The following is a 21562-nucleotide window of genomic DNA, read 5'->3' as shown; positions in this document are numbered from 1 at the left end:
TTCCGTTAGCAGTCACTAATGGGAACAATCCCGTGTTGCCGCTGTTCAAAAGGACACGGACACGGAGTTGCAACATGGCAGACGACAAGACCAAGCGGGATTTTCGCGACCGCGACCGAGTTTCGGCTAATGACGACTATGAGGTGGAATATTTCGCTCAGAAGGTCGGCCTGACCGTCCAGCAGGTGCGCGAGTTGATCAAGAAGCACGGCAACGACCGCGAGACGCTGGAGCGGGAAGCCAGGAAGTTTGGCGCATGACGCGGCTTTCCGATCTCGGCCCTCCGAAGCGGGTGACGGTCCACTGCCCGCCCGGGGCCAAGGAGATTTCACATTTCTATCGCTGCGAAACCTGCGGCCAAACCGTCGACCTCAAAGACATTCGACAGGTTATGTGGCACCAGTTCCAACCGGAGCATGAGCCGCTTGAGCTCAGCTAGTCCGGAACGCGGCGATACCGGAAGCGATTCCGAATATGGTCGTTGAAATAGCGACCTTTGACAAATGCCGACCGGAACGCCGCGTAAGTCTCCGGCGGCACGTCCTCGAAGTCGTAGCGCTTGCCGCTGGCCACGAACCAGACGGAGAGGATCCTGCTGGCCGCGTCGTATTCTGTTTTCCTGATCGATGTTGATGGCATGGCGCACCTGCTTGGCAACGCAGGGGCGCGGCTTTCGTTTCAGGAATGCGAACCTATAACCCCCTCCATGAAGACCACAGCGACCTATGATTCGGCGGCAGGCACATTCACGCTCGAGAAAGGCGTCTGGCGGGGAACGTTCCCGATCGACGATTTGCCGAGTTGGATCCGCTTCTATCGCCAGCAGATGGAGCGGTATCCTGCGCAGGCCGCATCCTATGCAGCGGACATCAAAGCCCTCGAGGCGCTGATTGCGGAATTGCAAGGGCGGCAATAGAAGAGCCCGCACCGAGGGGAGCGATGCGGGCTCATGTCGGGGAAAATTTCAAACCCGACGCGACGACGTGAAACGCTGGGGAGGATATGCGTCGCGGCGACCGAACCTTCTCCTTGCGGACTTGTTCCAACAAAAAAGCCCACCGACCGGAGCCAGCGGGCTTTCACATTCCAGTAACTTGAGCCGGCTCAATCCGAGATCGGCACCGAAGGACCTGCAACAATGGCCGAAAGCTTCCCCTTCCGGACAAGGACGGGCTTTCGATAAGATTTCTTCATAGGTCACCCCCTTTGATCACAGAAACGTGACAAGCTCGCCCATGCGACCCAAGGTTGTCAAGCCCACCATAAACCCGCCAGCCGGAGCTGACGAGCGCGTCCTACGAACCTGTTGATGATCGCCGCCTGGTCATCTTGTCGCCTTCGATGAAGCGATCCATCCGTTCGTGCAAGGTGGACACGCTCCCCTTCAGGTCGCGCACGCCTGTCATCACCTCGTCGCGGAACTCTCTTAGGCCGGCCTTGGTGATGTAGGTCTCGGCAACATGCAGCTTGTGCGCGGCAAGCTGCTCGGTGAGCAGCGCTATCGAGGCCATCGCTGTGTCCGCCCTGACATGGGCGTCGCGGGCGTCTTTTCTCACCTCGTCGCGCGCCGTCTTGATCGCGGCCTCGATGCGCCACCATAGTCCGCCGACGGCGCCGATGACGGCGATCAGGAACACGACGTTCGAATTGAAGTCCGTCATCCGGCCTGTCCTCATCCCGGCTGGTTCAGTTCGCCGCGGCGAGCCGCGCTTGCCTTGGTGTGCCGGTCGCATTCGGCCGGCGTGTAGAGACCGATGGCGCACGCCGGCGCCATCGTCCTGTCGATCCTGTTCTGGTCCGCCAGCGTCTTGCCTTGTGCCCCGGCGAGGCTGTTACCGATGGCCGAGCGCAGGGCTGGCGCACCGCTGACGCCGGAAGTCGTACACGCCGCCAGCATCAATGCAGTCGTCAAAAGACAAGCGGGCATCGACGCCCTTCTCAATCGCATGCTGGTTCTCCTTCTCGATCCTGGCGCGCAGCTCGTCGGCGCCCTTGTGCTTGATGAGTTGATAGGCCCCGAGCGCTGCGCCGGAAGCGATGGCGACGATTGCCGCCCAGGCGATGATGCCGGCGAGAAAACGCGAGATGCCAAGGCGGCCGACGATGAAGGTGATTAGGAAGCTCATAGGAGCCACCAGACGAGGAACCCGGCGATGACTGCCAGGCTTACGGCGCCGACGATGCGCAGGCCTCGATCGATGATCGGGGTGAGAACGGCCTTCAGGTTCTCCATGGGTCAGCCCACCGCGCCGATGGCGTTTGCAAGACGCGCGGCCTTGCGGCGGGCGTACCAGCCATATGCAAGGCCGCCGATCGCCATGACCGCACTGACCAAAGCGAGGATGACGACGATCTTGCCGATCCACTCGCTGGTGTAGGTGAACGGCGAAAGCTGGCTCTGCAGCTCGGCCAGCGTGCCCGAAAGGCCGATGACGGCGACCCCGCCGCCGGCGGCCGCGTCGGCCGGCGCGGTCGAGGGGGCAGTCGTGGCATCCTCGACGAAGGCCTTGGCCTGACCGCCGTCAACGAAGTTCGCCGACTGCGGCACAGCACCGGTCGCCCAGGCTTGGCCGATGATGCGCACTTCCGCGACGCGCGCCGACCAGCCGCGGCCGAAGTCCTTCCAGGTCTTCAAATGCTGCAGAAAGGCGAGCCGCTGGTCGCAGATGCGGTCGATGAGGGCGTCATGGTCGTTGCAGGCCTGCACAGCGGCGATGGTGCCGAGACCGATGACGCCATCGATCCGGCCCCTGTAGAGCGAGCCGAGCGCGCGCTGCAGCCAGATGATCGACTGCTTCGGGCCCGAGTTCACCGCGCCATCGACAACGACATAGTCGACGCCGGCCGGCAACTGGTCGCCCTTCACGGCGTCCCAATACTGGCGGTCGTAGATTTCGAAGAGTTCCTGGCTGGTGATGCTTTTCACCGAGCGGGGCGCCAGCCCGTTGCTCTTGCGATAGGCGTCATAGACACGCTGGGTCACGCCTTTCATGGTGACGCCGCCCGGGTCGGCCGGATGATTGCTGTAGCCGCCCTCATGCGCGAGCACGCGGGCGAGCGATTCCTGCTCGCGGGATGCGGTCATCGATTTTTCCTTTCGCTTGGGAACTTTCCGGCTCGTCGGCAATTGAAGGCCGCGGCAGGGGGGACTTCAGATTTGGATCACTTCAGCAAGCTCGAGCAGCTGATCGATGCCGGCAGCGCCAACCTGGTCGCGCAGGCGCGCGGGCTGCTTGCTGAAATCAAAGGCAAGTCGCACGAACTGCCTCAAGCCGTGGATGAATTCCTGCTCGACATGATGACGCTTGAATTCCTGCTCGAAGCCGAGCGGGAGGCATTCTATGGCGCGGCACGAAGACTGGCGCGCATGCGCCTGACGATGGTGAAACTGCTTTCGAGCTAGCGGCTGTCCGCCCCGGCCGAGCCCTGCGGGTTGCCGAGCGAGATCTGCGTGGTGTAGCCGCTGCCGCGGTCGAGCGTGTCGGCGATCGAGGCGATGGTGTAGCTGCCGTCGACGCCGGCACGCAGGTCTATGATGGCCGTGCCTTCCGGCTCGGCGGTCGGCTCGCCTTCGATGGTGACCGAGCCCGAGCCCTTCGACCGCGCGCCGTCGACGCGATCGGAATCGGCGCGGGTCTTCGCCGACGTCTCGTCCGGCTCCATGAAGCGCAACACGTCTTCCGGCTCGACATCGTCGCCGGTCTCGACCTCTTCGATGACCTGCTTCGCCCTATGCAAGTCGTACCAGCGGCCCTTCTTCTTCTTGAAGCGCGGCCGGTCCGTCACCGGCGTCAGGCCGCTCGCCGATATCACCATGCCGCGGGTGATCCGAATCGTCGGCAGCGGCTGGCCGGTCGCCGAAACACCGGCATTGCGGGGGACAAAGCCCGCCTGCGTGCCCTTGATGGCGAAGGTTGCGCCATGCTCGCGCGCCAGGCGGTCGGCGAAGGCAAGGAAGCTCTCATTGTCCTGCGCCTCGTACTCCAACTGCCGGCTGGCCAGTGACGGATGCACCTTGATCGACAGGCCTGCATCTTGCGCGGCGTCCTGCAGCACCCGGCCGAGCGTCGTCTTTTCCCTGTGCCGGTCGGCCGGTTGCTTGACCTTGCCCTTGAGGCTCGCCGAACGCGCGGTGATGGAAAGGACGCTGCCGGATCCTCTGTCGGTCGACCAGTCGCAGGTGTCGACTTCGCCCTCGAAGGTCCGCATCGCGCCGCCCTGCCAGCCGAGTTCGATCGACACGGGTGTGCCGGTCTTGGGAAACCGCACCGTGGCGTCCTTGTCGTCCAGCGTGAAGGAGGCCGATTGCGTCGCCTCCGTGCTCGACTTGGTGATGGTCAGCGAGATCAGCAGCGGCACGAAGCGGGAGGTGACGTCCTGCCCGCCGACGACCACTCGGAAGTGGCCCTTTCTCATAAGAAGAGATCAACCACCGGCATGGCCGCGGCGCCCTCCGCCTGCATTTCCGCCGGCGTCATCACCGTGACGACCCGGCCGACCGGCAGATACGGGCCGGACCCGGCGAGGTCTTGGTTGAGCGCGAACGTCTTCGCCACCATGCCGGGGTAGGCCTTGCGATAGTGCCGCGCCAGAAGAGCGGACAGCGTCATGCCTTCCGACTTCACGGTGACCGTTTCTGTCATGTTCGGAGTCCAGATTGCTTGCGGCTAAGCGTTGCCGCGGGGGTGCTGATCGTTGAGCAGGGTGGCCAGGGCGATCGTGATTTGCGGCATGAAGAACGGTTTCGAGATCATGACGCTATTGGGAACGCCTTCGGAAGGCCAATGCACGTCACTGTCGCCGCTGATGTAGATTACCGGTAGAGCAGGCTTCGTGGCCCGAATTTCGCGAGCCAAATCCCAACCCGATTTTCCCGGCCCTAGGCGAATGTCGGTAACCAGAGCCTTGAACGTATCGGGTTCCGCGTCGAATGCAGTCAAGGCACTTTCGGCGCTGGTCACGCCCCTCACGGCAAAGCCAGCCTCCTCCAGTGCCGCTTCAATATCCATAAGGATGAGGGTTTCGTCTTCAACGACCAGAATCGTGCCGCCGTCCATGAATCCCAACCCTCATTTGGCCTACTACGCTCCCGGCATCATTCTGGTTCCACGTAATCGTTTTTTTCCGCATTTCAGGCGAGCAGCGAGAACAGCGAAGCGAAGAAGTCCGATGCGGCCGGCGCCGCCGATTTCTGCATCTTGACGGTGATGTCGACGATCTGGCCTACGCCGTCCACACCAAGGAAGGTGTGCTCGTCATTGACCGACTGCACGACGTAGAAGCCGAACACGCTGCCGTCGCCACGGGTGACCAGTTGCGGCGTGCCGGAAGCTTGAGCATTGCGCAGGATGTTCAACGTACCCAGGCCGCCAAGCTTCGAAGGGATCAGGCGGCCGGAGACGGTGAGCGTCTCATACCCGACGCCGACATCCTCGAGGGGCGGCATCGCGCCGATCACCGGTTTTTCCGCATAGTCGTGCGTCGTTTCACGGCCATGCGTATCGATGTTAAAGGCGAGATCGCACTCGACCAGGCCGATTTTCATGAGCATAAGCATGATCCCCCAAAGGCTAGGCAACCGCATCGGGTTCCTGTATGTTGACCACTATCGCCGGTAACGACCCAACGGACATCGGCGGCTGAGAGACAGCGATCTGGCGCTCCCGTCTGCATAAGACCGGAGCCACGCTATGTCTCCCAAGAGTCCCCGTCGCGCGCTGTATCCTGATCAGGACAGCATCCTGATCGCCAAATCGACAGACTGTATCGAACGCTCTCGCCGGCTGCTGATCGAGACAGAGCCTTTGCTCGATCCCCACCGGATGCGTCGTCCTAAAGTGGAGCGGGATATCGCCAGCATCCTGCGCGGCACTTGGTGGAAGTCTTATGACGACGACCAAGCGCCAGCCGCGAAGCGGCGGTACGGCGCGTGAGCAAGACCTATCGCGGCCCTCCGAAATCGATGGCCTGTCCGCGCGTGTCGGCCTGCACTTGCTGGCCGGTCGTCTTTCCGCCAAGCGAGCCGATCGGTCGCGACAGATCGGCGGTCGCGGATTTCAGGAAGCCGCTGACGCCGGCGATGAAGGCCGCCGCGGCGCTTCTGCCGAAAGACGATCCAGCCCCGGCGACGCCGGACGTGAAGGTCTGCGCGGCGTTCAGGCCGGCCTGCGTGCCGCCTTCGGCGATCTTGCTGCCAGCGTCGGCGCCGCCGGACTGCAGCCGGCGCTCGAATTCGTCGGCGTCGAAGCCGGCGACGTTCGGGCCGATGCCGGGATTGCCCGGCGCGGGCGGCACATAGGCCTGACCTCCCCTCGCCGGCGCATGCCTGCCTTGCGCGTAGACCTGGTACTGCCGCTCGGCAGGCGTCATCTCCGCCCAGCTCTTGGGCCGCGGCGTCGGAACCGGCGTCGAGGACGCCGGCATGCCGGTGTTGGGCTCGCGCGTCTGGCGATCCTCGAGGATCTTCGTCTGCAGGGCGTCGAAGACGCTCTTGATCTCACCGCGGCCGAGCTGCGCCAGGGCATCGCGAAATGCCTTCTCGGCCGAGGCGCCGGTGAAGCGATCGAACATGCCCAGTTCAGGATGCTGCTTATTGAAGCGTTCCTTGAATTCGGCGGCATAGGCCACCGGATCGCGGCCGCTGCCGCGCAAGGCCTCATAGCCCTTGTCGAGCGCCATCATGTCGGACAGGCGGCTGTTCATCTTCTCCAGCGCCGGATTGAGCGCCCTGCCGGACAGGTCGCCGAGCGCGGTCACCGTCTTCTGGATGTTGTTGATCAACTGCTGCCAGTTGCCTTCGGAATCTCCGGTGATCTGGGCAAAGTCCTTGGCAACGGTGCCGGAGACATTTTTGAGCCCCGCAAGGTGCTGCTCCAATTCCGGCAATTGCGTGAGCAGCGCCCGCATGCCTTGCAGCATCTGGATGTCGGTGAAGATCAGCGGCAGCTTCGACAGGTCGCCCTTGAGGGCTTTCTGCGTCACTTCGACCAGCGTCATGATGACGTTGCCGCCCTCCTTCCGCGTCTGGTCCATCTCGCGGCGGATATCGATGTGATACTTCTTGAAGTTCTTGGCGACCTCGTTGCCATAGGCCTTCTGAAGGATGTTGGAGAAGTTGGTCGCCGCCTCCGACGAGGATCCTGTCTGGTTGCGCACGATCTCCAGCATCGCGGCAAGCTGCTTCAGGCCTTCCGTGCCCTTGTAGCCGAGCGCGGCGAAAGCGGGCGTGATTGCCGGCAGTTCCGCCGCCATGTCCCGCAGCTCGAATTTGCCGGCCTTGCCTTCGGCGGCGAGGATATCGAAGGCCTCCTGCATCTTGTCAGCGGTGATGCCAAGCGAATTGGAGAGAGCATCGGCCGTCAGCGCGATATCGGAAATCTCGGCGCCGGATGCCTGCGCGGTGCGTGCGACCGTCGGCAGGAATGCCAGGCCGTCCTCAAGCGACCGGCCGGAAGCAATAAGCGTCTCAAGCCCCCGCACGACATTGTCGAACGGCATCTTCGACTTGTCGGCGAGCTCCTGCAGCACGGCGATCGTGGGCTTGATCGCCGTCGCCGGCTTGTCGGCATTGATGATGATGCGGCCGATCGTGCGCTCGAGCTGCGCATAGTCGCGCGCGGTGCGGATCGCGACATAACCGGCAGCGGCGGTGGCAACGCCGGCTACTTTGCCGAAGGTCGCCCATTGCGCCAGCCGCTTCTGCCGTTCGGCATCCTGCACAGCCATCAACCGCTCCTCGGCCACCTGCGTGCGCGTCAGACGCATATTGTTTCGCGCGAGGTAGACGTCGCGTTCCGCACGCTGGAGAGCGGTCAGATTTCGCCTGATCGTCTGGGCCCTGCCCGATGCTCGATCGAGCAGGCTCACGACCAGCTCTGCCGTCATCCTTGCCATCAGGCATCATCCTTTGGCGTGACGAACACGAACTCGGGCACGACCTGGTGGAAGATCTCCATCAAGGCTTCAGCGTCGTCCCAGGCGAGTTTCTTCAGCACGGCGGGGGAGACCTCGCAGAGCCGCGCCAGAAGCTCGCGGTTGCTGATCTCGGCATTCGACCAGTCGTCGATATCCTCGAGCACGGCCGGCCGCATCCTGATCCGCGCGATCTTCTCGCTGCCGCGCGCGATGGGGCGCCGCAGGGTCAGATAGCGGTAATCGGCATCGGTGAGCTCGAGGGCGGCTTCCTCCTCGGCAACGGCTTCCGCCGTCGGCTCGGCGGCCGCGACGGGCGCTTCGTCGGCGCCCGTCATGAAGTCCTCTATCGCGTTCCTGCCCATCTTTGCACTGCTTGCCATCATTCAATGCCCAGCAGGACGCGGGCCTTGGTCAGCTCGTCGACGCCGAACTGCCGGCGCCGGGTCGTGAAGTAGTCCCAGTAGAACCATTCCTCGTTGTCGACCGAAAGCTCGTAGTGGGTCACCTCGCCGATCTGGTGATCATGGCCGAAGGCCGAGGAGCGATCGAAGGCGTCCGGCGCGATGCGGCTGACGATGCCGCGAATGATGGTCTTCGCCTGGAAGGAGTCGCCGGTCTGCTTGTTCTTCAAGACGCCGTAGCCGGTGAAGTTCAGCGGCTGGTTGGTGCCGACGCCCATGGCGCGGTAGCTCGACTCGGCAAAGCCGGCGAGCTTGAAGGTCGGCTGGAGCGCCTTGATGGCATTCATGCCCCATTCCACCTCGCCGGGCGCGCCGCCGCCGAGATGAGCGACGGTCACCTGCTCCAGCGTGGGCAAGCCCAGCGATTGCAGCTTGATGTGGTTCGAATCTTCCGGGTTCTGGTCGCCGACGAAGAGGTTGACCTGTTCGAGCAGCAGAAGTTTCTCGGCCATGGTTTAGGGTCCTTCTGAGAGGTGAGGATGATTGGCGCACTTCGGCCCGAAAGGGCCGCAAGGCCGACCGGCCGCCGGGCATCTTTGCCCGCCCCGCCGGAGCCGCAGGCGGCAAAGCCGCCGGTGCGCGGCGTGAGGCATCAAGAAACCAGATTTTGGCGTGCCAAAAGCTCGTCGATCGTCGCCTGCAGGGCGGGCGCGTAGGGCCGGCTGGTCATGGTCAGGCGGCGGAACACCGGCGCTTCCTCGAATTGCGCATCGATATAGATGTGGCCGGCGCGCAGATCCTGGGCGTTGTTGAGTTCCGGATCGAAGCGGCATTTGAAGCCGAGGATGTCGCCATTGGCTTCCGCCTTGGCGAGGATGTCATGCACGGTGTTGACTATCGCCTGGATGGTCTGGGTCGTCAGGTTGAACTTGCCAAGGAACTGGCGGAGCGTCCGCAGGCAGGTGAGCTCGATGAAGTCGCGGCCGCGCACCTTGTGATACTGCTGCCAGATCGTCTGGTCCGACAGATTGTCGGTGCCGATATAGACGAAGCCGCCATCGGCGATGGCGAAGTCGTCGCCGCTGTCGCCGCGCACGATGATGCCGCCTTGCGCGGCGAGGATTTCCTGCCCCTCGGTCGAGCCATCGGTGAGCGAGAAGCGATAGTTCTGCTCGGGGCCGACGATGCCGTAAAGCGCCTGGTTGGCCCAGGAGCGGAACGGCCGGCCGTCATTCTCATAGTCGCGGCGCACGGCGACGCCGGCGATGCGCGGCGCTGCCGGCCTGGTGACGACATCACCATCCTTGTCGATGCGCTTGATGCCGGGCGTGACCGGGATCAGACGATCGGACGACAGCGTCTCGCGCCACTGGGTGAAGGCGGTGAGCCCGTTCGGCCCGTCGACAATTGCGACCGCGAGGATCTTGTTCAGCACCTCGGGCAACGCCGCGCAGACGGCATTGGCGAGCTCCTCGACCGTCGCGGTCGCGGTCGGCAGCACCTTGCCGGCGTCGGCGCCGCCGCCGGAGAAGGTCACGTTGAGCGGCGCCGAGAGATAGGCGCCGGGGCTGTCGATGACCAGCGACGCCACCTTCTGCGCATTGGGGCCGGTGCCCATCACGGCATGCGCGGTCGGCAGGACCTTGTTGGGGTCGGTGCCGCCGCCGGTGAAGGCGACATCCGGCGCGGCCGTCATGTTTGTGCCCTGGGTGGTGAGCGCCAGGCCGGTGAGCGCGCCGAACTGCTGGGTCGTGTAGCCGGGCGTCAGGATCAGGCGCGGATAGACGCCGAGATCGGCGCCGGCATTGACGAAGGCGTTGATGCCGGTGCCGTTGACGGACGAACCGACGATGTTGGCGATGGTTGCCGCGATGTCGGCGCCCTGGGCGACGCGGTTGACCACGAGCTGCGCGGCGACCTGATAGGGGCCGAGCTGCGCGTTGATCCCCTCGACGGCGTCAACGAAGAGCGAATCGGGGTCGCAGAGCGCCAGCCTGGTCGTGTCGTTGGAGTTCATGCGGACCGGGACGCCCACTGGAAACGCCGCGTCGAAGGCTTCCTGGGTTGCCGTAGCCGCCTTGGCGAAAGGCATGCAGATGCCGACGACGCTCATCAGCGCGTTCGACGGCACGGCCGCCTCGTTGGCGTCGCGACGGATGGTGATCCCGAAGACGGGGTCGGTCATGACTGTCTCTCCTGTGGGTTGAGAAATGCGGGCATAAAAAAGCCCGCTGAGCGCGGGCCTCTTGGGTTGTTCTTCGGTTTCAGGTATTGAGCAGCACCATTATTTGGAGACTGCGATGCACGAGACCTCTTTAGTGAAGGCTAAAGTATTTCTGGACGTTTACGGCGAAGAATTTGCGCAGTCGGAAATCGTGCGTGTTTTGGAGATCGGCTCAAAGTCCTACGACGCACAAGACACCTACAAACCTCTCTTTCCTGCGCCCCGGTTCTCCTACATCGGTCTGGACATCGAACCAGGCAACAATGTCGATATCGTGCCATCAAACACGTTCATTTGGCCCGAAATTGCGGATAGCTCTTTCGATATCTGCATCTCAGCATCCACCTTCGAGCACAACCCGTTCTTCTGGGTCACGTTTGCCGAGATCGCCCGCGTGACGAAGCCTGGCGGCCTTGCCCTGATAATCGCGCCGGGCGCCGGACATGTTCACCGCTATCCAGTCGACTGCTGGCGGTTCTATCCCGACTCGTGGGGTGCTCTCTGCGCGCTCACAGGCATGGAATTGGTCGAGTGCTACTTCGAGACAGATAAAATTGCGGTCGCAAATCCCGAAAATTTCTGGCGCGACAGCGCCGTTGTGGCTCGCAAGCCGAAGCTTTCGGGGCCAGAGCTCGATGCATTCCATGGTCGGCTGCAAAAGATAGTTTCGCTGTTTGCCGGCGAGAACCCTCCATCGCAAATCGCGCCGGAGCGGCATGGCAAATGGGTCGAGGCCTATGAGCGATTCATGCAGAAGAAATACCCGATGACTTTCAGCCGCATGCTGCACAAGGCGATCAGGAAGCCAGCCAAGATTTATCGCCGCGCCTAAGGAGCGAGGATTTCTGCCGGGTCGAGGTTCAGCGCGTCGACCAAACCAACCGCATCGGGATCATCGCAGTAGACAACAGGATGATCAGGCGCGAACCACCGCGCGAAATAGACCGGGTTCGCGGTGAGCATGGCATAGGCCTCATCCATCTTGCCAGCGGTGATAATGCGGGCCTGTACGGTCGATTTCAGCACGGTCGGTCGGTAGGGCGGACCTGCGTTTTCCATGACCCAATCAGGATTAACCGTGACCTCGCCGGTCATAACGTCGACGATGGTTTCTTCGGCCATCACTTGCTCCATGCGATGTTGAGCGTGCCTGCGTCGAACGAGCTGCCAGCAGATTCAAAAAAGCTGATTTGCGAAAGCGGTCCGCTGAGGGCGATAGCGCTGGCTAGGACGAAAGCATTTCTGCCAGGGGAGTAACCCGTTGCAGACCAGCCCCATACGTTGTTGACGGCGTCCATCAAGAACAGCTTGCCAAAGCACATGACGCTATCGCCAGAGTTATTTGTCTGACCAGCAAACATCGCATCTGTTACTGCAAATGCGTTCGACGCGCTTTGGAACAATCCGTAGCCACCTTCGTAGCCGGTGGTGACGAGACCGGCAGCCGGCCCGACACGCATCTTCAAGCTCCCGGCAGCGGCAAAGCTGATACCCCTGGCCATGATGGTGATCTCTTTCACGCCGGCAGGGATGCCGGTGAAAGTGATAGCCGTGCCACTCGCGGCTTGGACCGTTGCGGATGCGATACCCGACTGACCGGCCACAAACGCCGTCGTGGCAATCTTGGTTGAGTTGTCGCCCGCCGCCGGCGTCGGTGCAGTCGGCGTTCCGGTGAAGGCTGGGCTGGCAATGGCGGCGACGTTCGTGCCAATCACCAGGCCAAGTAGGGTCCGCATCGCTGCGTAGTCGGCTGCGGTAATCAGAGAGCGTCCATTGGCCGACGCGTTGGTGATATCCGCCGCCGTGATGCCGAGCAGCGTCTTCATCGCGGCATAGTTCGCCGCGGAAATCAGCGAGCGCCCGTTTGCCGATGCATCGGTGAGGTCGGCGACTGCGATCGCGAGCGCGGTCTTCAGCGCCGCCGCCGTGATCGCGCCGGTCAGGCCAGCCACCGAAGCGACGGCATCGGTGTTGTCGATCTTGACCCACTTCGTGCCGTCCGAGACCGCCCAGTCGCCGACCTTCCAGTCGGTGATGCCGCCGACGCTCGCTGCGCCGGCGACCGACACCATGTAGTACCAGCCCTTGTTTCCGGCCGCGGCTGCCGGGATGGTCGGGCTGTTGGTGTTGGCGTTCCAATCGCCCTGATAGTTGAGCGAGCCGAAGAGCGTCGACGGCAGTTGGGCGGCCGGCACCTTGCCGTCGGCGCCGAGCGATGCGTAGCCGTTGGCGTTGCCCTTCTCGCTCTCGTCCTGCTTTGCGTCGAGAGCCGCCTGCAGCCCGGTCGTGTCGGCGATGACGTGGCTGTGGACCAGCAGCGCGCGCTGGGCGACCGAGACCAGCAGTCCGGCGACATCGACGTCGATCGCGGACAGGGCCGCGATCAGCCGCAGGACATCGTCCTCGAGGTTGTTGCTGCCGAACGGAAGCTGGTAGCCCCGGTTCGGCGTCGTGTTTTCAACGGGCATGGCGGTCCTATTCGAGGTTAAGGCGTCGAGATCGCCCGGAAGTCATAGGCCATCGGCCGCGCCGCCGGCGTGCCGGTGAGCGTGATCCTGATGCGGCCGACCGGATTGGCGTTGAAGCCGAAGACATTGTATTTGCGCTCGATCCAGCCGGCGTCCTGAAGCGGCGTCTGCGTCACCTGCGCCATCGCCGACCAGGCGTCGTTAGCCGCGTCGGCATGCAGGAGAATAGTGGCGCCGGTCGGGATCTTCGTCTTCAGGTAGGACAGGATGTCGACGCCGGTGCCCATCGTGAAGGCGCGCGTCACATAGGTCCCGGTCGTCTGCAGTTCACCCTCGATCGCCAGGATCACCGGGAACACCACGGGCGAGACTTTCGTCGAGCCCGCGAGCACCGCCCGCACCTGCACATTGCCGGTATAGAAGGTCTGCAGCTCCCACGCCTGGCCCGGGTTGAGCAGCGTGACGGAACCGTCGTCGAGTTCGACCTCGAAATGCATCTCGGCCGCCGCGGTCGGCAGTTCGACCTCGGCGCGGATCAAGAGGTCGCTCATGTTCGCGGCCGCGAAGGTGCCGACATTGACCGTCTTGGTCGCCGGCGCGAACTTGGCGGCGATCAACTGGAAGCAGATGTCCTCGTCCTGGTGAGGCGTCCAGGTCTGCGCGTTCGAAGACGACAGCATGACGCCGACCGAATAGGGCTGCGCTGCGACCGGCTGCTGAAGATCGGCGTCGAAGTCGCCGAGCTTGGCGGTCATGATCGAGTGGTTGGCATCATTCGTCTTCACGACGAAGGCGTGTTCGACGCCCGCCGGCACCCAGATCGGATAGGGGAACCGGACTTCCGTCCACTGGCCGATAACCACGTCGTGCATGTCGTAGAAGGCCTGCGCGACGACGTTCACCGTCGGGATGCCGTTCTCGACCTCGACGATCTCGATCAGCAGCGCGTTGTCCGGATCGCCCACCTGGCAGACCTTCAGGTTGACCCCCGCGAGATGCCGTCCTTCGACCAGGGTGAAGGTCTGCGCCAGCGGATCAAGACCCATGCCGCCGGTGTGAGCAGGGCCGGCGTTTCCTCCCGTCTCGCGCGGCGCCGTGACGGATGTCGACTGCACCGTCGTGGTGATGACGCGGCGAAGCGTCTCGATGTCGATCGTGCCCTGGCCTACGAAGATCGCGGCGGCCTTCGATCCGCCCTGGCCTTCGGCGACGACGCCCTTCGAGCCAGCCGGGACATTGGCCGGGATCATGAAGTTGCCGACGATCTGGCCGGCGCCATCGGCGGAAAGGCCGCCGGGGTTGACGTCGATGCCGTCGAAATCGAGCTTGGTCAGGTTTTCGCCGGCGCCGAAGCCCTTGATCGTGAACTGCAGCGAGATCTGCCGCAGATAGGCCAAGGCCTCTTCGCGCGTCGAGCTCTGGATCGTTTCCCTTTGCGTCGTGGTGGTGGTGGTCGTGGTGCGGCCGCTGGTCGACCTCGACGTGGTGATGACGACCGGCGAGGAGAGCGCGGCGGCGCTGTCCGACGCCCATTCGGTGGCGGTCTCGGTCCAGTAATCCACCGGCGGGTTGATCGTCATCGACGCTGGCAGCGGCTCGAAGTTCTGGTAGGGATTGATCTTCGTGCAGCGGGTGGCTAGCGCCTGCTCGACCGCGACCTCTTCCGTCCAGTTGAGCAGCGTGACGCCCGGCAGGTTGATCGGGTGGAAGGTCGGGTCGATCGCCAGCCGCAAGAGCCCGCCGAACACGGCGGCAGTCTGCGGTTCGCCCTCGTCGCGATAGCGGTCCGAGGTGAAGGGATCGACGAAGACCCCGTTCTTCGAGATCGGCTCGCGGCTGTCGATGTCGCGCTGCAGACGCTCGAGCGCGATCAGGTCCAGCGCGTCGACCAGGCTGTTATACATCCGGTCGATCTTCGCCATCGTGTAGGCGCGGACACCGATGTCTGTGACGTCCGGCGTGCCGGTCCAGTTGTTCTCGATGAGCGCCAGCGGCAGCACGTCGGCGGGAACGGTCGGCGGCAGCGCATTGGTGCGGCTGGAAACGCCCTTCAGATAGACCGAATTGCCGTCGCTATCCATGCCGAGGATGTCGACGCGCGGCAGCTTGAAGTCATAGTCGACCTGGATTTGCCCGCCGTTGACGCCGCCGGCGACGGTGATGCTTGTCGCGGTGATGTCGGTCGGGGAGACGATGCCGAGATAGCGATATTTGACGGTGTAGCCGTTGCCGGCGGCCGGTTCCGCGCCACCGGGCGCCCACGACACAAGGTCGCCGGCCTTCACGTAGTCCGCAGGCGACGCGTAGGTCGTGCCGCCAAGCTTGACTTCGAGGATCGCCGTGACGCCCGTGTTGACCAGCGCATCGGACCCGTTCACGGTGCCGCCGCGCACGACGGTCTCGGTGACTTCCTTCTCGACCAGGACTTCGCGGATAGTGGCGATCGGCCCGTGGTTGAGGGTCACAACGGTCGGGTTGGCGCCGAACGTGTGCACCTCGGTCGGGATGCGGAACAGGTCGAAGGTTTCCAGTTCGCGATGCCGCAGCGCCGCGTAGCGGGTGCGCTTCTGGCCCTTGATGTTGGCGACACCCTCCGCGATGGAAAACACCTGGTCGGTGCCGTCCTTGCCAAGGGCGGAAACAGCGCAGCCCGTGACGATGTAGTTGCCGTTGGCGTCGAAGTCATAGACCGCAAGCTGCGCGTTGATGCCGGTCAGGTTCGGCGGCGGCGTCTGGTCGATGGCGACGCCGTCCTTGAGCAGATAGACCGAATAGAGGTCGCCCTCGCCGGCGTCGCCGGAAAAGCCCCAGGTCAGCGTCTGGACGACGCGGGCGGCACCCGCCTCGCCTTCGGACAGCGCGCCGGGCGTGAGGCCGTAGAGGGCCGGCTCATCCAGTTCGGTCACATAGGTCTCGACCAGCCGGACGCCGATATGCACCGCGCCGGCCATGGGAACACTGGTCAGCACGGCCGCGGGCGCGTCGAGCACGCGGCCGTTGATGTAGAGCCGGCCGACCGTCAGCGTAACGGTCTCGGCCTCGGCGTCGATGATGATGTCGGCGCCCTCGACGCGGTCGCCGTCGCGCGCGACCAGGTTGCCGATCGAGCGGATCTTCCGCTGCAGGATCTGTTGCGCCTCGAACAGCTCGGCCGCTTGGCCAAGCCGGCCGGCGCGGTTCAGAACGCCGTCCCACAGCGGGAAGGCGACCGACCGGTCATAGGCGCCGGACAGTCCCGATTTGTGCTCGTAAGCCATTTTGCCTCTGTTTTCAGAAGAGTGCGCGCGCAAGCGCGCGTCAGGCGATTTTCAGGATGGCGCGAAAGCGCTCGCGCGAAGTCTTGCCGAGCTGCGCCGGCGCGATGTCGAAGCCGCCGACGATGGCGCCGCCGGCGATGGCGGCGCCGGGCAACCACATGATGCCCGCCGGGTGCGCGCCAACCGGCGCGCCGCCAAGCGTGACGCTCCATGAATGGACTGTCTCGCCGTCGCCCTCGGCGAAATCCATCATGGCGTCGACGTAGATATTCGCGCCGGGAACGTCGGCCGCGATCCAGCCCTGCCCCGCGGCCTGGTAATAGCCACCGAAGAGCGCGGCCACCGGCCGGTAGACCCGCGCCTTGCGGAAGCCGATCGGCGATCCGTCCTGACGGTAGACGCCAATCCAGCAGGTCTTTGCCAAAAGCGCGGTGGCGATGATCTGCGCGCGCGAGGCTGCCGCATCCGACACCCATTGCAGCCCGGGCGTGTTCCAGGGGAACGGTCCCCAACTGATGGAGCCGCCCTCGACCGGCTCGATCCATGCGCCGAGCGCGGTCAGCTCGGCCTCGGTGAGCTCGTGAAAGCCGGCGTCGAAGGTGCGGCCGAACGACCATTTGACGCCGCCCGCATGCAGGAAGACACCGGAAGCGTCGTCCCAGATGCCGTCGTCCCAGACCGAATAGTCCCAATCGTGCTCGCGCACATTGTAGCCATTCCACGCGCGGTAGAATTCGGAGCGCACAGGGTCCGACAGGCGAACGACCGCCTCGATCGTGGCAAGGTCGTCTTCATTGTCGCGGAAGCGGTCGAGCTCGAGCTCGTAGAGGTGCCAGCGCGTGCGCCGCAGCGGCGCCTCGTAGAAGGTCGAGAAGGCGTAGCCGACCCATGTCAGGCTTTCGGCCACGCCCTGCGGGGTGCCCTTCACCCGCTGCCACCGCAAGCCATATTCGATGACCGAGGCGAGGTCCGGCAGATATTGCGTGACCCCGCCAAGCCCGTACTCAACCACCAGCCATGGCAGGATAGATTCCTGCACGGGCGCGAACTTGAAGCCGCGCAGCTCGTCGAAGCCGGGCTGCAGCTCCGGCAGGCGGTCGAGCGATTCCGACAGCGCGCGCTCGAAGGCCGTCGCGTTCTGCGGCAGCAGGTTCTGCCGATCGCTCACCGGTCGCGGCCCTTATAGGTCAGCGCGACCGTGCCGAGCTTCACCGCGGCGCCGTCATCCACCGTCGTGTCGGTCACCGGAGCGGTCAACGACACCTTCTGGACGCCGGGCACCTGGAGCTTGGAAACCAGCCAGGATCGCGTCAGGTTGAAGCCGAGCCCGCCCTCGTCGGCCAATGACTGGCGCAACAGCGCCTCGAGGCTGTCGAAGACGGTCATCGGCGTCGTCGGCAGGAGCCAGATATCGGCGGCGACGTTGACCGTGGCGCTTGTGGCCGAGACCACGGTGACGCGGTCGGAGATCACCCGCACGCTGTTCTTCTGCACCTCGGCGTCGACCGCGGCGAGCAGCGCGGCATCCGGCTCGCCGAAATTGTCGGTCGCGAGCACGGCGATGCGAATGTCCGGGCCGGTACCGACGCGATAGACGGCGACATCCTTGACGCGGATGCTCGCCCGGAACGCCGCGCTCTTGTACCAGTCCTCGGAGCCGGCGGTCGAGCGGCCGGATATAGCGACCACGGTGCGGGCGCGGAGCCTGGCATCAGTCTCGCCGTCGAGCCGCAGCACGTCGTAGAAGGCGGCGAGATGGTCGAGGTCCGCGCCAGCGGCAAAAGCCAGCAGGTTCGCCTTTACGGCGTCGTTGATGGCCGCGCGGTAGAGGACTTCCCTGAATGCGCCGACCTGCAACTGGATGTTGCCCGGCTCGCCCTCGAGGTCGATGATGCCGGAGACGTCGAGACCATAGGCAGTCGCCAGGTCGACGAAGACGGCCTTGATCGCGGCGAGAGCGTCGGCCTCCGACGTGACGGAGATCGCCTGCGGCGCCGGCAAGCCCTCGAGCGTGGACAGATCGAGCATCGTTGTTTCCTGGTTGCCTCCCGGCGCGCACCGGCGGCGTCGCCGCCTGCGGCTCCGGCGGGGCGCGGCAAGAGCCGCGACGCCCGGTCGGGCTTGCGGGCCCGGCCCGTCTACCCCGTTACGATCAGTTGGCCGCCGGCCTGACCGAGGCGCAGCGAGACGGTGCCGGCCGGGGTCATGTCGCCGAGATGGGCGCGCGGCCGATAGATGCCTTCGATGACCCAGTCGGATGCGCCCGTGCGATCGAGCGTCAGCGGCGAAATGCGCGTCGGCGTGAAGCGCGGCTCGAAAAGCAGGATCACGGCCGCGACCGACCACTGGAAGCGGATGACGGTCTGGACATTCGCCAGTTCGCCCAGCAGAGCGGGCACCGGGCTGCCGACATATTCCCTCAAGCACCGTTCGAAGTAGCGCGTCGTCAGCAGGATCTCGATCGCCTGGATGACATTGTCCCAGCCGCTCTGGCGGAGACCCGTCAAGCGATCCATGCCGAATTGCGTCACCCTTCTGCGCCCTTCGGGCTACGAAGGGCAGGCCTTTCCTTTGGCACCTTCGGCTCACGGGGTTTGCTGGCCCCAGCCTTCGGCGAATGCGGCGGCGCGGCCGGTTCGACAACATGGCCGCGAAGGCGCTCATAGACCGCCTGCGACAGTGTCAAGTCGATCGAGGTTCCCGCCGCGCCGAGATGCGGCGCGCGGTGCGTTACGATGAGCTGCATGAAAGCCCTCCTAGTGGTGAACGCTTAACGCTTGGTACCGAAGCGCAGAGTAGTTCTGGGTGGAAAGCCGCCCGTCTGTTTCAGCCGCGAAAACGTTAAGGCGGACGCTTCGGTGCTTCGACCGCGCTGGAGGCCTACTAGACCCTAATGTGCGTCAGCTTGTCTGGATTTTTGACGATATAGATAGCGAAGATCTTGCTCTCGCGGATGCCCAGCGCTGTTGTCTGCAGCGCACCGCTCGGGTCGAGGCTGACATAACCCGACAGGCCGTCAATGATCGCAGTTCGCAAGAAAGTGGGCGGGGTCAAAGCCTTGCGGTGAGCAGAAACGAAGAGGCGCAGTGCACGCTCAACGCCGCGAACAACATTGCGGAAGGCCAGCACCTTGCCACCGCCATCGCTATGGATCTCTACATCGCGCGCGAGCAGGGCTGAAAGCGCGGCGACATCGCCGTCGCGCGACGCAGCAAAAAAGGCGCGGGCGATTCGCTCGGCCTCCGCCGCGCCGACGCTGTACCGTTGCCGTGCGGTCTGAACATTCTTGCGTGCGCGAGAAGCAAGCTGCCGAACTGCGGCAGGTTCACGATCAAGCACGACCGCCACCTCGGTTAGCGCTACGTCGAACACTTCGTGGAGCAGGAACGCTGCCCGCTCGAGGGGCGACAGTCGCTCCAGTGCTACCATCAGCGTCACAGTTACATCGTCGGCAATGGTTTCGTACGCATCTGCAGTCTCGACCAATGGCTCCGGCAGCCAAGGGCCGACATAGGTCTCGCGACGCGCCCGTGCTGACTTCATGCGATCAAGACATAGTCGGGTGACGATACGAGTGAGGTAGGCGGCGGGAGCGCCGATTTCGTCCTCGGTGCCTGCCCAGCGCAACCAAGCATCCTGCACAACATCCTCCGCCTCGCTGACTGACCCCAGCATCCGATAGCTCAGGCGCACCAGCCGCTCGCGCTCCGAAGTGAAATCCGCAGTCCTTTGGTCTGAAAGCCGCATACACAACGCTCGCTTCGCTCTTCCTACTCTCGCCGAGGAAATCACAGGCCACATCGGCCCGTTGCTTTCGTCCAGCCTTGTTCCTCTTGCTTAATCAAAGCCCGAGGTAGGAGACGAGCCAGTCAGCGCAAATGTGACATCGCGCCCGCCAAAAAAGAAGTTCTTGATGTCACGCCATCGACCGCTGCCTCGTCAGAGTGGGCAGCGCATACACGAGCGCGGCTAAAGGAGATCATCATGAATCATAACACGCGCCTAAATTGGTACGAAGTAGCACCGGTTGGAGCGAAGGCGCTATTCGGCGTCCATCACTATGTCACGCACAACACCAATCTGCCCGAGGAACTGGTCCATCTCGTGTTCCTGCGCGTGTCGCAGATCAACGGCTGCGCGCATTGTATCGACATCCACACCCGAGATTTGCTCAAAACCATGGCGGCCGACAAGGTCACTCTGGTCCCAGTGTGGGCCGAGGTACCGCACCTTTTTTCCGATCAGTACCGCGCGGCGCTGGCCTGGGCCGAGGAGGTGACGCTTGTCAGTGAGACTCATGCTTCCGACCAAGCTTATGCTGCTGTTTCGGCTGCTTTCGAGCCTAAAGATCTAGTGGATCTCACCATCACCATTGCAGCGATGAACGCATTCAACCGGCTAGGCGCTCCCTTTCGCCTGCCGGTGAAGGCTCAGCCCTGAGATTAGGGGGGCGCCGTCGCTAGTTACGACGGCGCCATCCGGCTTCCATCAAGGCTGCTTGCAGGCTGCATTTGCTAGCTGTCTCGCGACCGAAGTTGGTCGTTTCCGGCCACTTCGCTAGGCTTTCACCACTAGTCGGCCGCATAGACTTTCGAGGACCCCTCGACGATCGGCCAGAAGCCGGTCGAGGAGCCCGACATGACGTGGACCTTGTCGCCGACGCGGGCGACCTTCTTCCCCTCGGCTGCGCCGAGGTCGATGCGCGATGCCGACAGTTCGGCCCGGTCGCCGCCGCCGTCGAACAGCATGGACGCGCCGCCGAACTTCGACAGGATCCGCGTGCCAGGATCCGATGACGGCGCGGCGTTCTGGTCCGAATAGGTCAGCGGCAGCGCGACGGCCTGGCGCATGTCGCCATGCGGCGCGACCAGCATCATCTGCTGCCCCTCCGTCGGCGGGCGCCAGGATTTCTCGTTGCCCGCGATCTCACCCCATGGGCGCAGTGGCGACAGGAACTCGCGGCCGTTGGCGTCGGACAGCAGGAGCTGCACGCGGTGGGCCGCGTGGTCGACCTTCTTCACCGTGCCGAAGCGCAGGTTGCCTGCGACCATGCGCTTGAGCGCGGCGATATCGGCCTGCAGGCCGAGAATGACCTTCACCAGTTCGGCGTCCATCGTCATGCCTCACGCCGCGCATCGGTGGCTTCGCCACCTGCGGCTCCGGCGAGGCGCGCCATGGGGCGCGACGCCCGGTCGGGCTTGCGGGCTTCGCCCGAAGGGGGCCCCGGCCGCAGGCCGCAAGGCCGACTGGCCGTCGGGCACGTTTGCCCGCCCCGCCGGAGGGCCGGCGAGCAACGCG

Annotated in this window: 27 protein-coding genes; 6 read left to right on the top strand and 21 right to left on the bottom strand. The window is 64.1% G+C overall.

Annotated elements, in window-relative coordinates:
• Positions 1–74 precede the first annotated feature (74 nt).
• Positions 75–260 carry a DUF3606 domain-containing protein gene (locus MJ8_RS15335; protein WP_201415142.1) on the top strand — a complete coding sequence of 62 codons (186 nt, stop codon included), beginning with the start codon at positions 75–77 and terminating at the stop codon, positions 258–260.
• Positions 261–435: 175 nt separating this feature from the next.
• On the opposite strand, the gene MJ8_RS15330 is transcribed toward MJ8_RS15335, so the two are convergent.
• Positions 436–639 carry a KTSC domain-containing protein gene (locus tag MJ8_RS15330; protein ID WP_201415141.1) on the bottom strand — a complete coding sequence of 68 codons (204 nt, stop codon included), beginning with the start codon at positions 637–639 and terminating at the stop codon, positions 436–438.
• Here MJ8_RS15330 and MJ8_RS15325 point away from each other — a divergent pair.
• Positions 560–916, top strand: coding sequence for a hypothetical protein (locus tag MJ8_RS15325; RefSeq protein ID WP_201415651.1), 357 nt, complete (start codon positions 560–562; stop codon positions 914–916). The genes MJ8_RS15330 and MJ8_RS15325 overlap by 80 nt on opposite strands.
• A gap of 379 nt (positions 917–1295) precedes the next feature.
• On the opposite strand, the gene MJ8_RS15320 is transcribed toward MJ8_RS15325, so the two are convergent.
• From MJ8_RS15320 to MJ8_RS15310, 3 genes are all read right to left on the bottom strand, one after another.
• Positions 1296–1661, bottom strand: a complete 366-nt coding sequence (locus MJ8_RS15320; protein ID WP_201415140.1) for a hypothetical protein — start codon at positions 1659–1661, stop codon at positions 1296–1298.
• Positions 1662–1832: 171 nt separating this feature from the next.
• A complete protein-coding gene (locus MJ8_RS15315; protein ID WP_201415139.1) occupies positions 1833–2126 on the bottom strand; it encodes a hypothetical protein in 294 nt (97 codons plus the stop codon).
• A gap of 110 nt (positions 2127–2236) precedes the next feature.
• Positions 2237–3085 carry a glycoside hydrolase family 108 protein gene (locus tag MJ8_RS15310; protein WP_201415138.1) on the bottom strand — a complete coding sequence of 283 codons (849 nt, stop codon included), beginning with the start codon at positions 3083–3085 and terminating at the stop codon, positions 2237–2239.
• A gap of 42 nt (positions 3086–3127) precedes the next feature.
• Here MJ8_RS15310 and MJ8_RS15305 point away from each other — a divergent pair, with 42 nt between their 5' ends.
• On the top strand, positions 3128–3403 hold the full coding sequence (locus MJ8_RS15305; RefSeq protein WP_201415137.1) for a hypothetical protein: 276 nt from the start codon (positions 3128–3130) through the stop codon (positions 3401–3403).
• On the opposite strand, the gene MJ8_RS15300 is transcribed toward MJ8_RS15305, so the two are convergent.
• From MJ8_RS15300 to MJ8_RS15285, 4 genes are all read right to left on the bottom strand, one after another.
• A complete protein-coding gene (locus tag MJ8_RS15300; RefSeq protein WP_201415136.1) occupies positions 3400–4416 on the bottom strand; it encodes a phage late control D family protein in 1017 nt (338 codons plus the stop codon). The genes MJ8_RS15305 and MJ8_RS15300 overlap by 4 nt on opposite strands.
• Positions 4413–4643 carry a tail protein X gene (locus MJ8_RS15295; protein ID WP_201415135.1) on the bottom strand — a complete coding sequence of 77 codons (231 nt, stop codon included), beginning with the start codon at positions 4641–4643 and terminating at the stop codon, positions 4413–4415. Before MJ8_RS15295 ends, MJ8_RS15300 begins: the two co-directional genes overlap by 4 nt.
• Before the next feature lie 24 nt (positions 4644–4667).
• Entirely contained in the window at positions 4668–5057 is a 390-nt protein-coding gene (locus tag MJ8_RS15290) for a response regulator (RefSeq protein WP_201415134.1), read from the bottom strand.
• Positions 5058–5131: 74 nt separating this feature from the next.
• Positions 5132–5551: a phage tail protein gene (locus MJ8_RS15285; protein WP_201415133.1), complete on the bottom strand. Its 420-nt coding sequence runs from the start codon at positions 5549–5551 to the stop codon at positions 5132–5134.
• A gap of 139 nt (positions 5552–5690) precedes the next feature.
• Here MJ8_RS15285 and MJ8_RS15280 point away from each other — a divergent pair, with 139 nt between their 5' ends.
• The gene (locus MJ8_RS15280) at positions 5691–5933 is read left to right on the top strand and encodes a hypothetical protein (protein WP_201415132.1); all 243 of its coding nucleotides are present in this window, start codon (positions 5691–5693) and stop codon (positions 5931–5933) included.
• Positions 5934–5940: 7 nt separating this feature from the next.
• Here MJ8_RS15280 and MJ8_RS15275 read toward each other — a convergent pair whose 3' ends face one another.
• From MJ8_RS15275 to MJ8_RS15260, 4 genes are all read right to left on the bottom strand, one after another.
• Positions 5941–7893, bottom strand: coding sequence for a phage tail tape measure protein (locus tag MJ8_RS15275; RefSeq protein ID WP_201415131.1), 1953 nt, complete (start codon positions 7891–7893; stop codon positions 5941–5943).
• Positions 7893–8294 carry a phage tail assembly protein gene (locus MJ8_RS15270; RefSeq protein ID WP_210345622.1) on the bottom strand — a complete coding sequence of 134 codons (402 nt, stop codon included), beginning with the start codon at positions 8292–8294 and terminating at the stop codon, positions 7893–7895. Before MJ8_RS15270 ends, MJ8_RS15275 begins: the two co-directional genes overlap by 1 nt.
• A complete protein-coding gene (locus tag MJ8_RS15265; RefSeq protein WP_201415129.1) occupies positions 8294–8827 on the bottom strand; it encodes a phage major tail tube protein in 534 nt (177 codons plus the stop codon). The genes MJ8_RS15270 and MJ8_RS15265 overlap by 1 nt, the downstream gene beginning before the upstream one ends.
• 140 nt (positions 8828–8967) lie before the next feature.
• Positions 8968–10500 (bottom strand): phage tail protein, encoded by a 1533-nt coding sequence (locus MJ8_RS15260; RefSeq protein ID WP_201415128.1) that lies wholly within the window; start codon positions 10498–10500, stop codon positions 8968–8970.
• Positions 10501–10615: 115 nt separating this feature from the next.
• On the opposite strand from MJ8_RS15260, the gene MJ8_RS15255 reads away from it, so the two are divergent.
• Positions 10616–11371 (top strand): methyltransferase domain-containing protein, encoded by a 756-nt coding sequence (locus MJ8_RS15255; protein ID WP_201415127.1) that lies wholly within the window; start codon positions 10616–10618, stop codon positions 11369–11371.
• Here MJ8_RS15255 and MJ8_RS15250 read toward each other — a convergent pair.
• The 8 genes from MJ8_RS15250 to MJ8_RS15215 form a co-directional block, all read right to left on the bottom strand.
• Positions 11368–11661, bottom strand: a complete 294-nt coding sequence (locus tag MJ8_RS15250; RefSeq protein WP_201415126.1) for a hypothetical protein — start codon at positions 11659–11661, stop codon at positions 11368–11370. The two genes, MJ8_RS15255 and MJ8_RS15250, sit on opposite strands and share 4 nt — an antisense overlap.
• Positions 11661–13007: a hypothetical protein gene (locus tag MJ8_RS15245; RefSeq protein ID WP_201415125.1), complete on the bottom strand. Its 1347-nt coding sequence runs from the start codon at positions 13005–13007 to the stop codon at positions 11661–11663. Before MJ8_RS15245 ends, MJ8_RS15250 begins: the two co-directional genes overlap by 1 nt.
• Before the next feature lie 17 nt (positions 13008–13024).
• Positions 13025–16264 (bottom strand): DUF4815 domain-containing protein, encoded by a 3240-nt coding sequence (locus MJ8_RS15240; RefSeq protein ID WP_201415124.1) that lies wholly within the window; start codon positions 16262–16264, stop codon positions 13025–13027.
• 40 nt (positions 16265–16304) lie between these two features.
• A complete protein-coding gene (locus tag MJ8_RS15235; protein WP_201415123.1) occupies positions 16305–17432 on the bottom strand; it encodes a phage tail protein in 1128 nt (375 codons plus the stop codon).
• Positions 17429–18292: a baseplate J/gp47 family protein gene (locus tag MJ8_RS15230; protein WP_201415122.1), complete on the bottom strand. Its 864-nt coding sequence runs from the start codon at positions 18290–18292 to the stop codon at positions 17429–17431. Before MJ8_RS15230 ends, MJ8_RS15235 begins: the two co-directional genes overlap by 4 nt.
• A gap of 110 nt (positions 18293–18402) precedes the next feature.
• Positions 18403–18780, bottom strand: coding sequence for a GPW/gp25 family protein (locus MJ8_RS15225; protein WP_201415121.1), 378 nt, complete (start codon positions 18778–18780; stop codon positions 18403–18405).
• Positions 18781–18791: 11 nt separating this feature from the next.
• Positions 18792–19010, bottom strand: a complete 219-nt coding sequence (locus tag MJ8_RS15220) for a hypothetical protein (protein WP_201415120.1) — start codon at positions 19008–19010, stop codon at positions 18792–18794.
• A 137-nt stretch (positions 19011–19147) separates the two neighbouring features.
• On the bottom strand, positions 19148–20011 hold the full coding sequence (locus MJ8_RS15215) for a sigma-70 family RNA polymerase sigma factor (RefSeq protein WP_201415119.1): 864 nt from the start codon (positions 20009–20011) through the stop codon (positions 19148–19150).
• A 237-nt stretch (positions 20012–20248) separates the two neighbouring features.
• Between MJ8_RS15215 and MJ8_RS15210 the strand changes: the two genes are divergently transcribed.
• Positions 20249–20704: a carboxymuconolactone decarboxylase family protein gene (locus MJ8_RS15210; RefSeq protein ID WP_201415118.1), complete on the top strand. Its 456-nt coding sequence runs from the start codon at positions 20249–20251 to the stop codon at positions 20702–20704.
• Positions 20705–20835: 131 nt separating this feature from the next.
• Here MJ8_RS15210 and MJ8_RS15205 read toward each other — a convergent pair whose 3' ends face one another.
• Positions 20836–21384: a phage baseplate assembly protein V gene (locus tag MJ8_RS15205; RefSeq protein ID WP_201415117.1), complete on the bottom strand. Its 549-nt coding sequence runs from the start codon at positions 21382–21384 to the stop codon at positions 20836–20838.
• Positions 21385–21562: the final 178 nt, after the last annotated feature.

Source organism: Mesorhizobium sp. J8 (assembly GCF_016591715.1).
In the GTDB taxonomy this organism is placed as follows: Bacteria; Pseudomonadota; Alphaproteobacteria; order Rhizobiales; family Rhizobiaceae; genus Mesorhizobium.
The sequence above is the reverse complement of the archived record's forward strand: the minus strand, read 5'-3'. Positions and strand labels throughout refer to the sequence as shown.

Bases quoted from the DNA above. Each gene is read 5' to 3' on its own strand.
- MJ8_RS15250 (WP_201415126.1), bottom strand. From the start codon at position 11,661: ATGGCCGAAGAAACCATCGTCGACGTTATGACCGGCGAGGTCACGGTT.
- MJ8_RS15270 (WP_210345622.1), bottom strand. From the start codon at position 8,294: ATGGCAAGCAGTGCAAAGATGGGCAGGAACGCGATAGAGGACTTCATG.
- MJ8_RS15255 (WP_201415127.1), top strand. From the start codon at position 10,616: ATGCACGAGACCTCTTTAGTGAAGGCTAAAGTATTTCTGGACGTTTAC.
- MJ8_RS15215 (WP_201415119.1), bottom strand. From the start codon at position 20,011: ATGCGGCTTTCAGACCAAAGGACTGCGGATTTCACTTCGGAGCGCGAG.
- MJ8_RS15260 (WP_201415128.1), bottom strand. From the start codon at position 10,500: ATGACCGACCCCGTCTTCGGGATCACCATCCGTCGCGACGCCAACGAG.
- MJ8_RS15330 (WP_201415141.1), bottom strand. From the start codon at position 639: ATGCCATCAACATCGATCAGGAAAACAGAATACGACGCGGCCAGCAGG.
- MJ8_RS15245 (WP_201415125.1), bottom strand. From the start codon at position 13,007: ATGCCCGTTGAAAACACGACGCCGAACCGGGGCTACCAGCTTCCGTTC.
- MJ8_RS15335 (WP_201415142.1), top strand. From the start codon at position 75: ATGGCAGACGACAAGACCAAGCGGGATTTTCGCGACCGCGACCGAGTT.
- MJ8_RS15280 (WP_201415132.1), top strand. From the start codon at position 5,691: ATGTCTCCCAAGAGTCCCCGTCGCGCGCTGTATCCTGATCAGGACAGC.
- MJ8_RS15225 (WP_201415121.1), bottom strand. From the start codon at position 18,780: ATGGATCGCTTGACGGGTCTCCGCCAGAGCGGCTGGGACAATGTCATC.
- MJ8_RS15285 (WP_201415133.1), bottom strand. From the start codon at position 5,551: ATGCTCATGAAAATCGGCCTGGTCGAGTGCGATCTCGCCTTTAACATC.
- MJ8_RS15310 (WP_201415138.1), bottom strand. From the start codon at position 3,085: ATGACCGCATCCCGCGAGCAGGAATCGCTCGCCCGCGTGCTCGCGCAT.
- MJ8_RS15275 (WP_201415131.1), bottom strand. From the start codon at position 7,893: ATGGCAAGGATGACGGCAGAGCTGGTCGTGAGCCTGCTCGATCGAGCA.
- MJ8_RS15240 (WP_201415124.1), bottom strand. From the start codon at position 16,264: ATGGCTTACGAGCACAAATCGGGACTGTCCGGCGCCTATGACCGGTCG.
- MJ8_RS15300 (WP_201415136.1), bottom strand. From the start codon at position 4,416: ATGAGAAAGGGCCACTTCCGAGTGGTCGTCGGCGGGCAGGACGTCACC.
- MJ8_RS15210 (WP_201415118.1), top strand. From the start codon at position 20,249: ATGAATCATAACACGCGCCTAAATTGGTACGAAGTAGCACCGGTTGGA.
- MJ8_RS15220 (WP_201415120.1), bottom strand. From the start codon at position 19,010: ATGCAGCTCATCGTAACGCACCGCGCGCCGCATCTCGGCGCGGCGGGA.
- MJ8_RS15265 (WP_201415129.1), bottom strand. From the start codon at position 8,827: ATGGCCGAGAAACTTCTGCTGCTCGAACAGGTCAACCTCTTCGTCGGC.
- MJ8_RS15205 (WP_201415117.1), bottom strand. From the start codon at position 21,384: ATGACGATGGACGCCGAACTGGTGAAGGTCATTCTCGGCCTGCAGGCC.
- MJ8_RS15315 (WP_201415139.1), bottom strand. From the start codon at position 2,126: ATGAGCTTCCTAATCACCTTCATCGTCGGCCGCCTTGGCATCTCGCGT.
- MJ8_RS15290 (WP_201415134.1), bottom strand. From the start codon at position 5,057: ATGGACGGCGGCACGATTCTGGTCGTTGAAGACGAAACCCTCATCCTT.
- MJ8_RS15295 (WP_201415135.1), bottom strand. From the start codon at position 4,643: ATGACAGAAACGGTCACCGTGAAGTCGGAAGGCATGACGCTGTCCGCT.
- MJ8_RS15230 (WP_201415122.1), bottom strand. From the start codon at position 18,292: ATGCTCGATCTGTCCACGCTCGAGGGCTTGCCGGCGCCGCAGGCGATC.
- MJ8_RS15320 (WP_201415140.1), bottom strand. From the start codon at position 1,661: ATGACGGACTTCAATTCGAACGTCGTGTTCCTGATCGCCGTCATCGGC.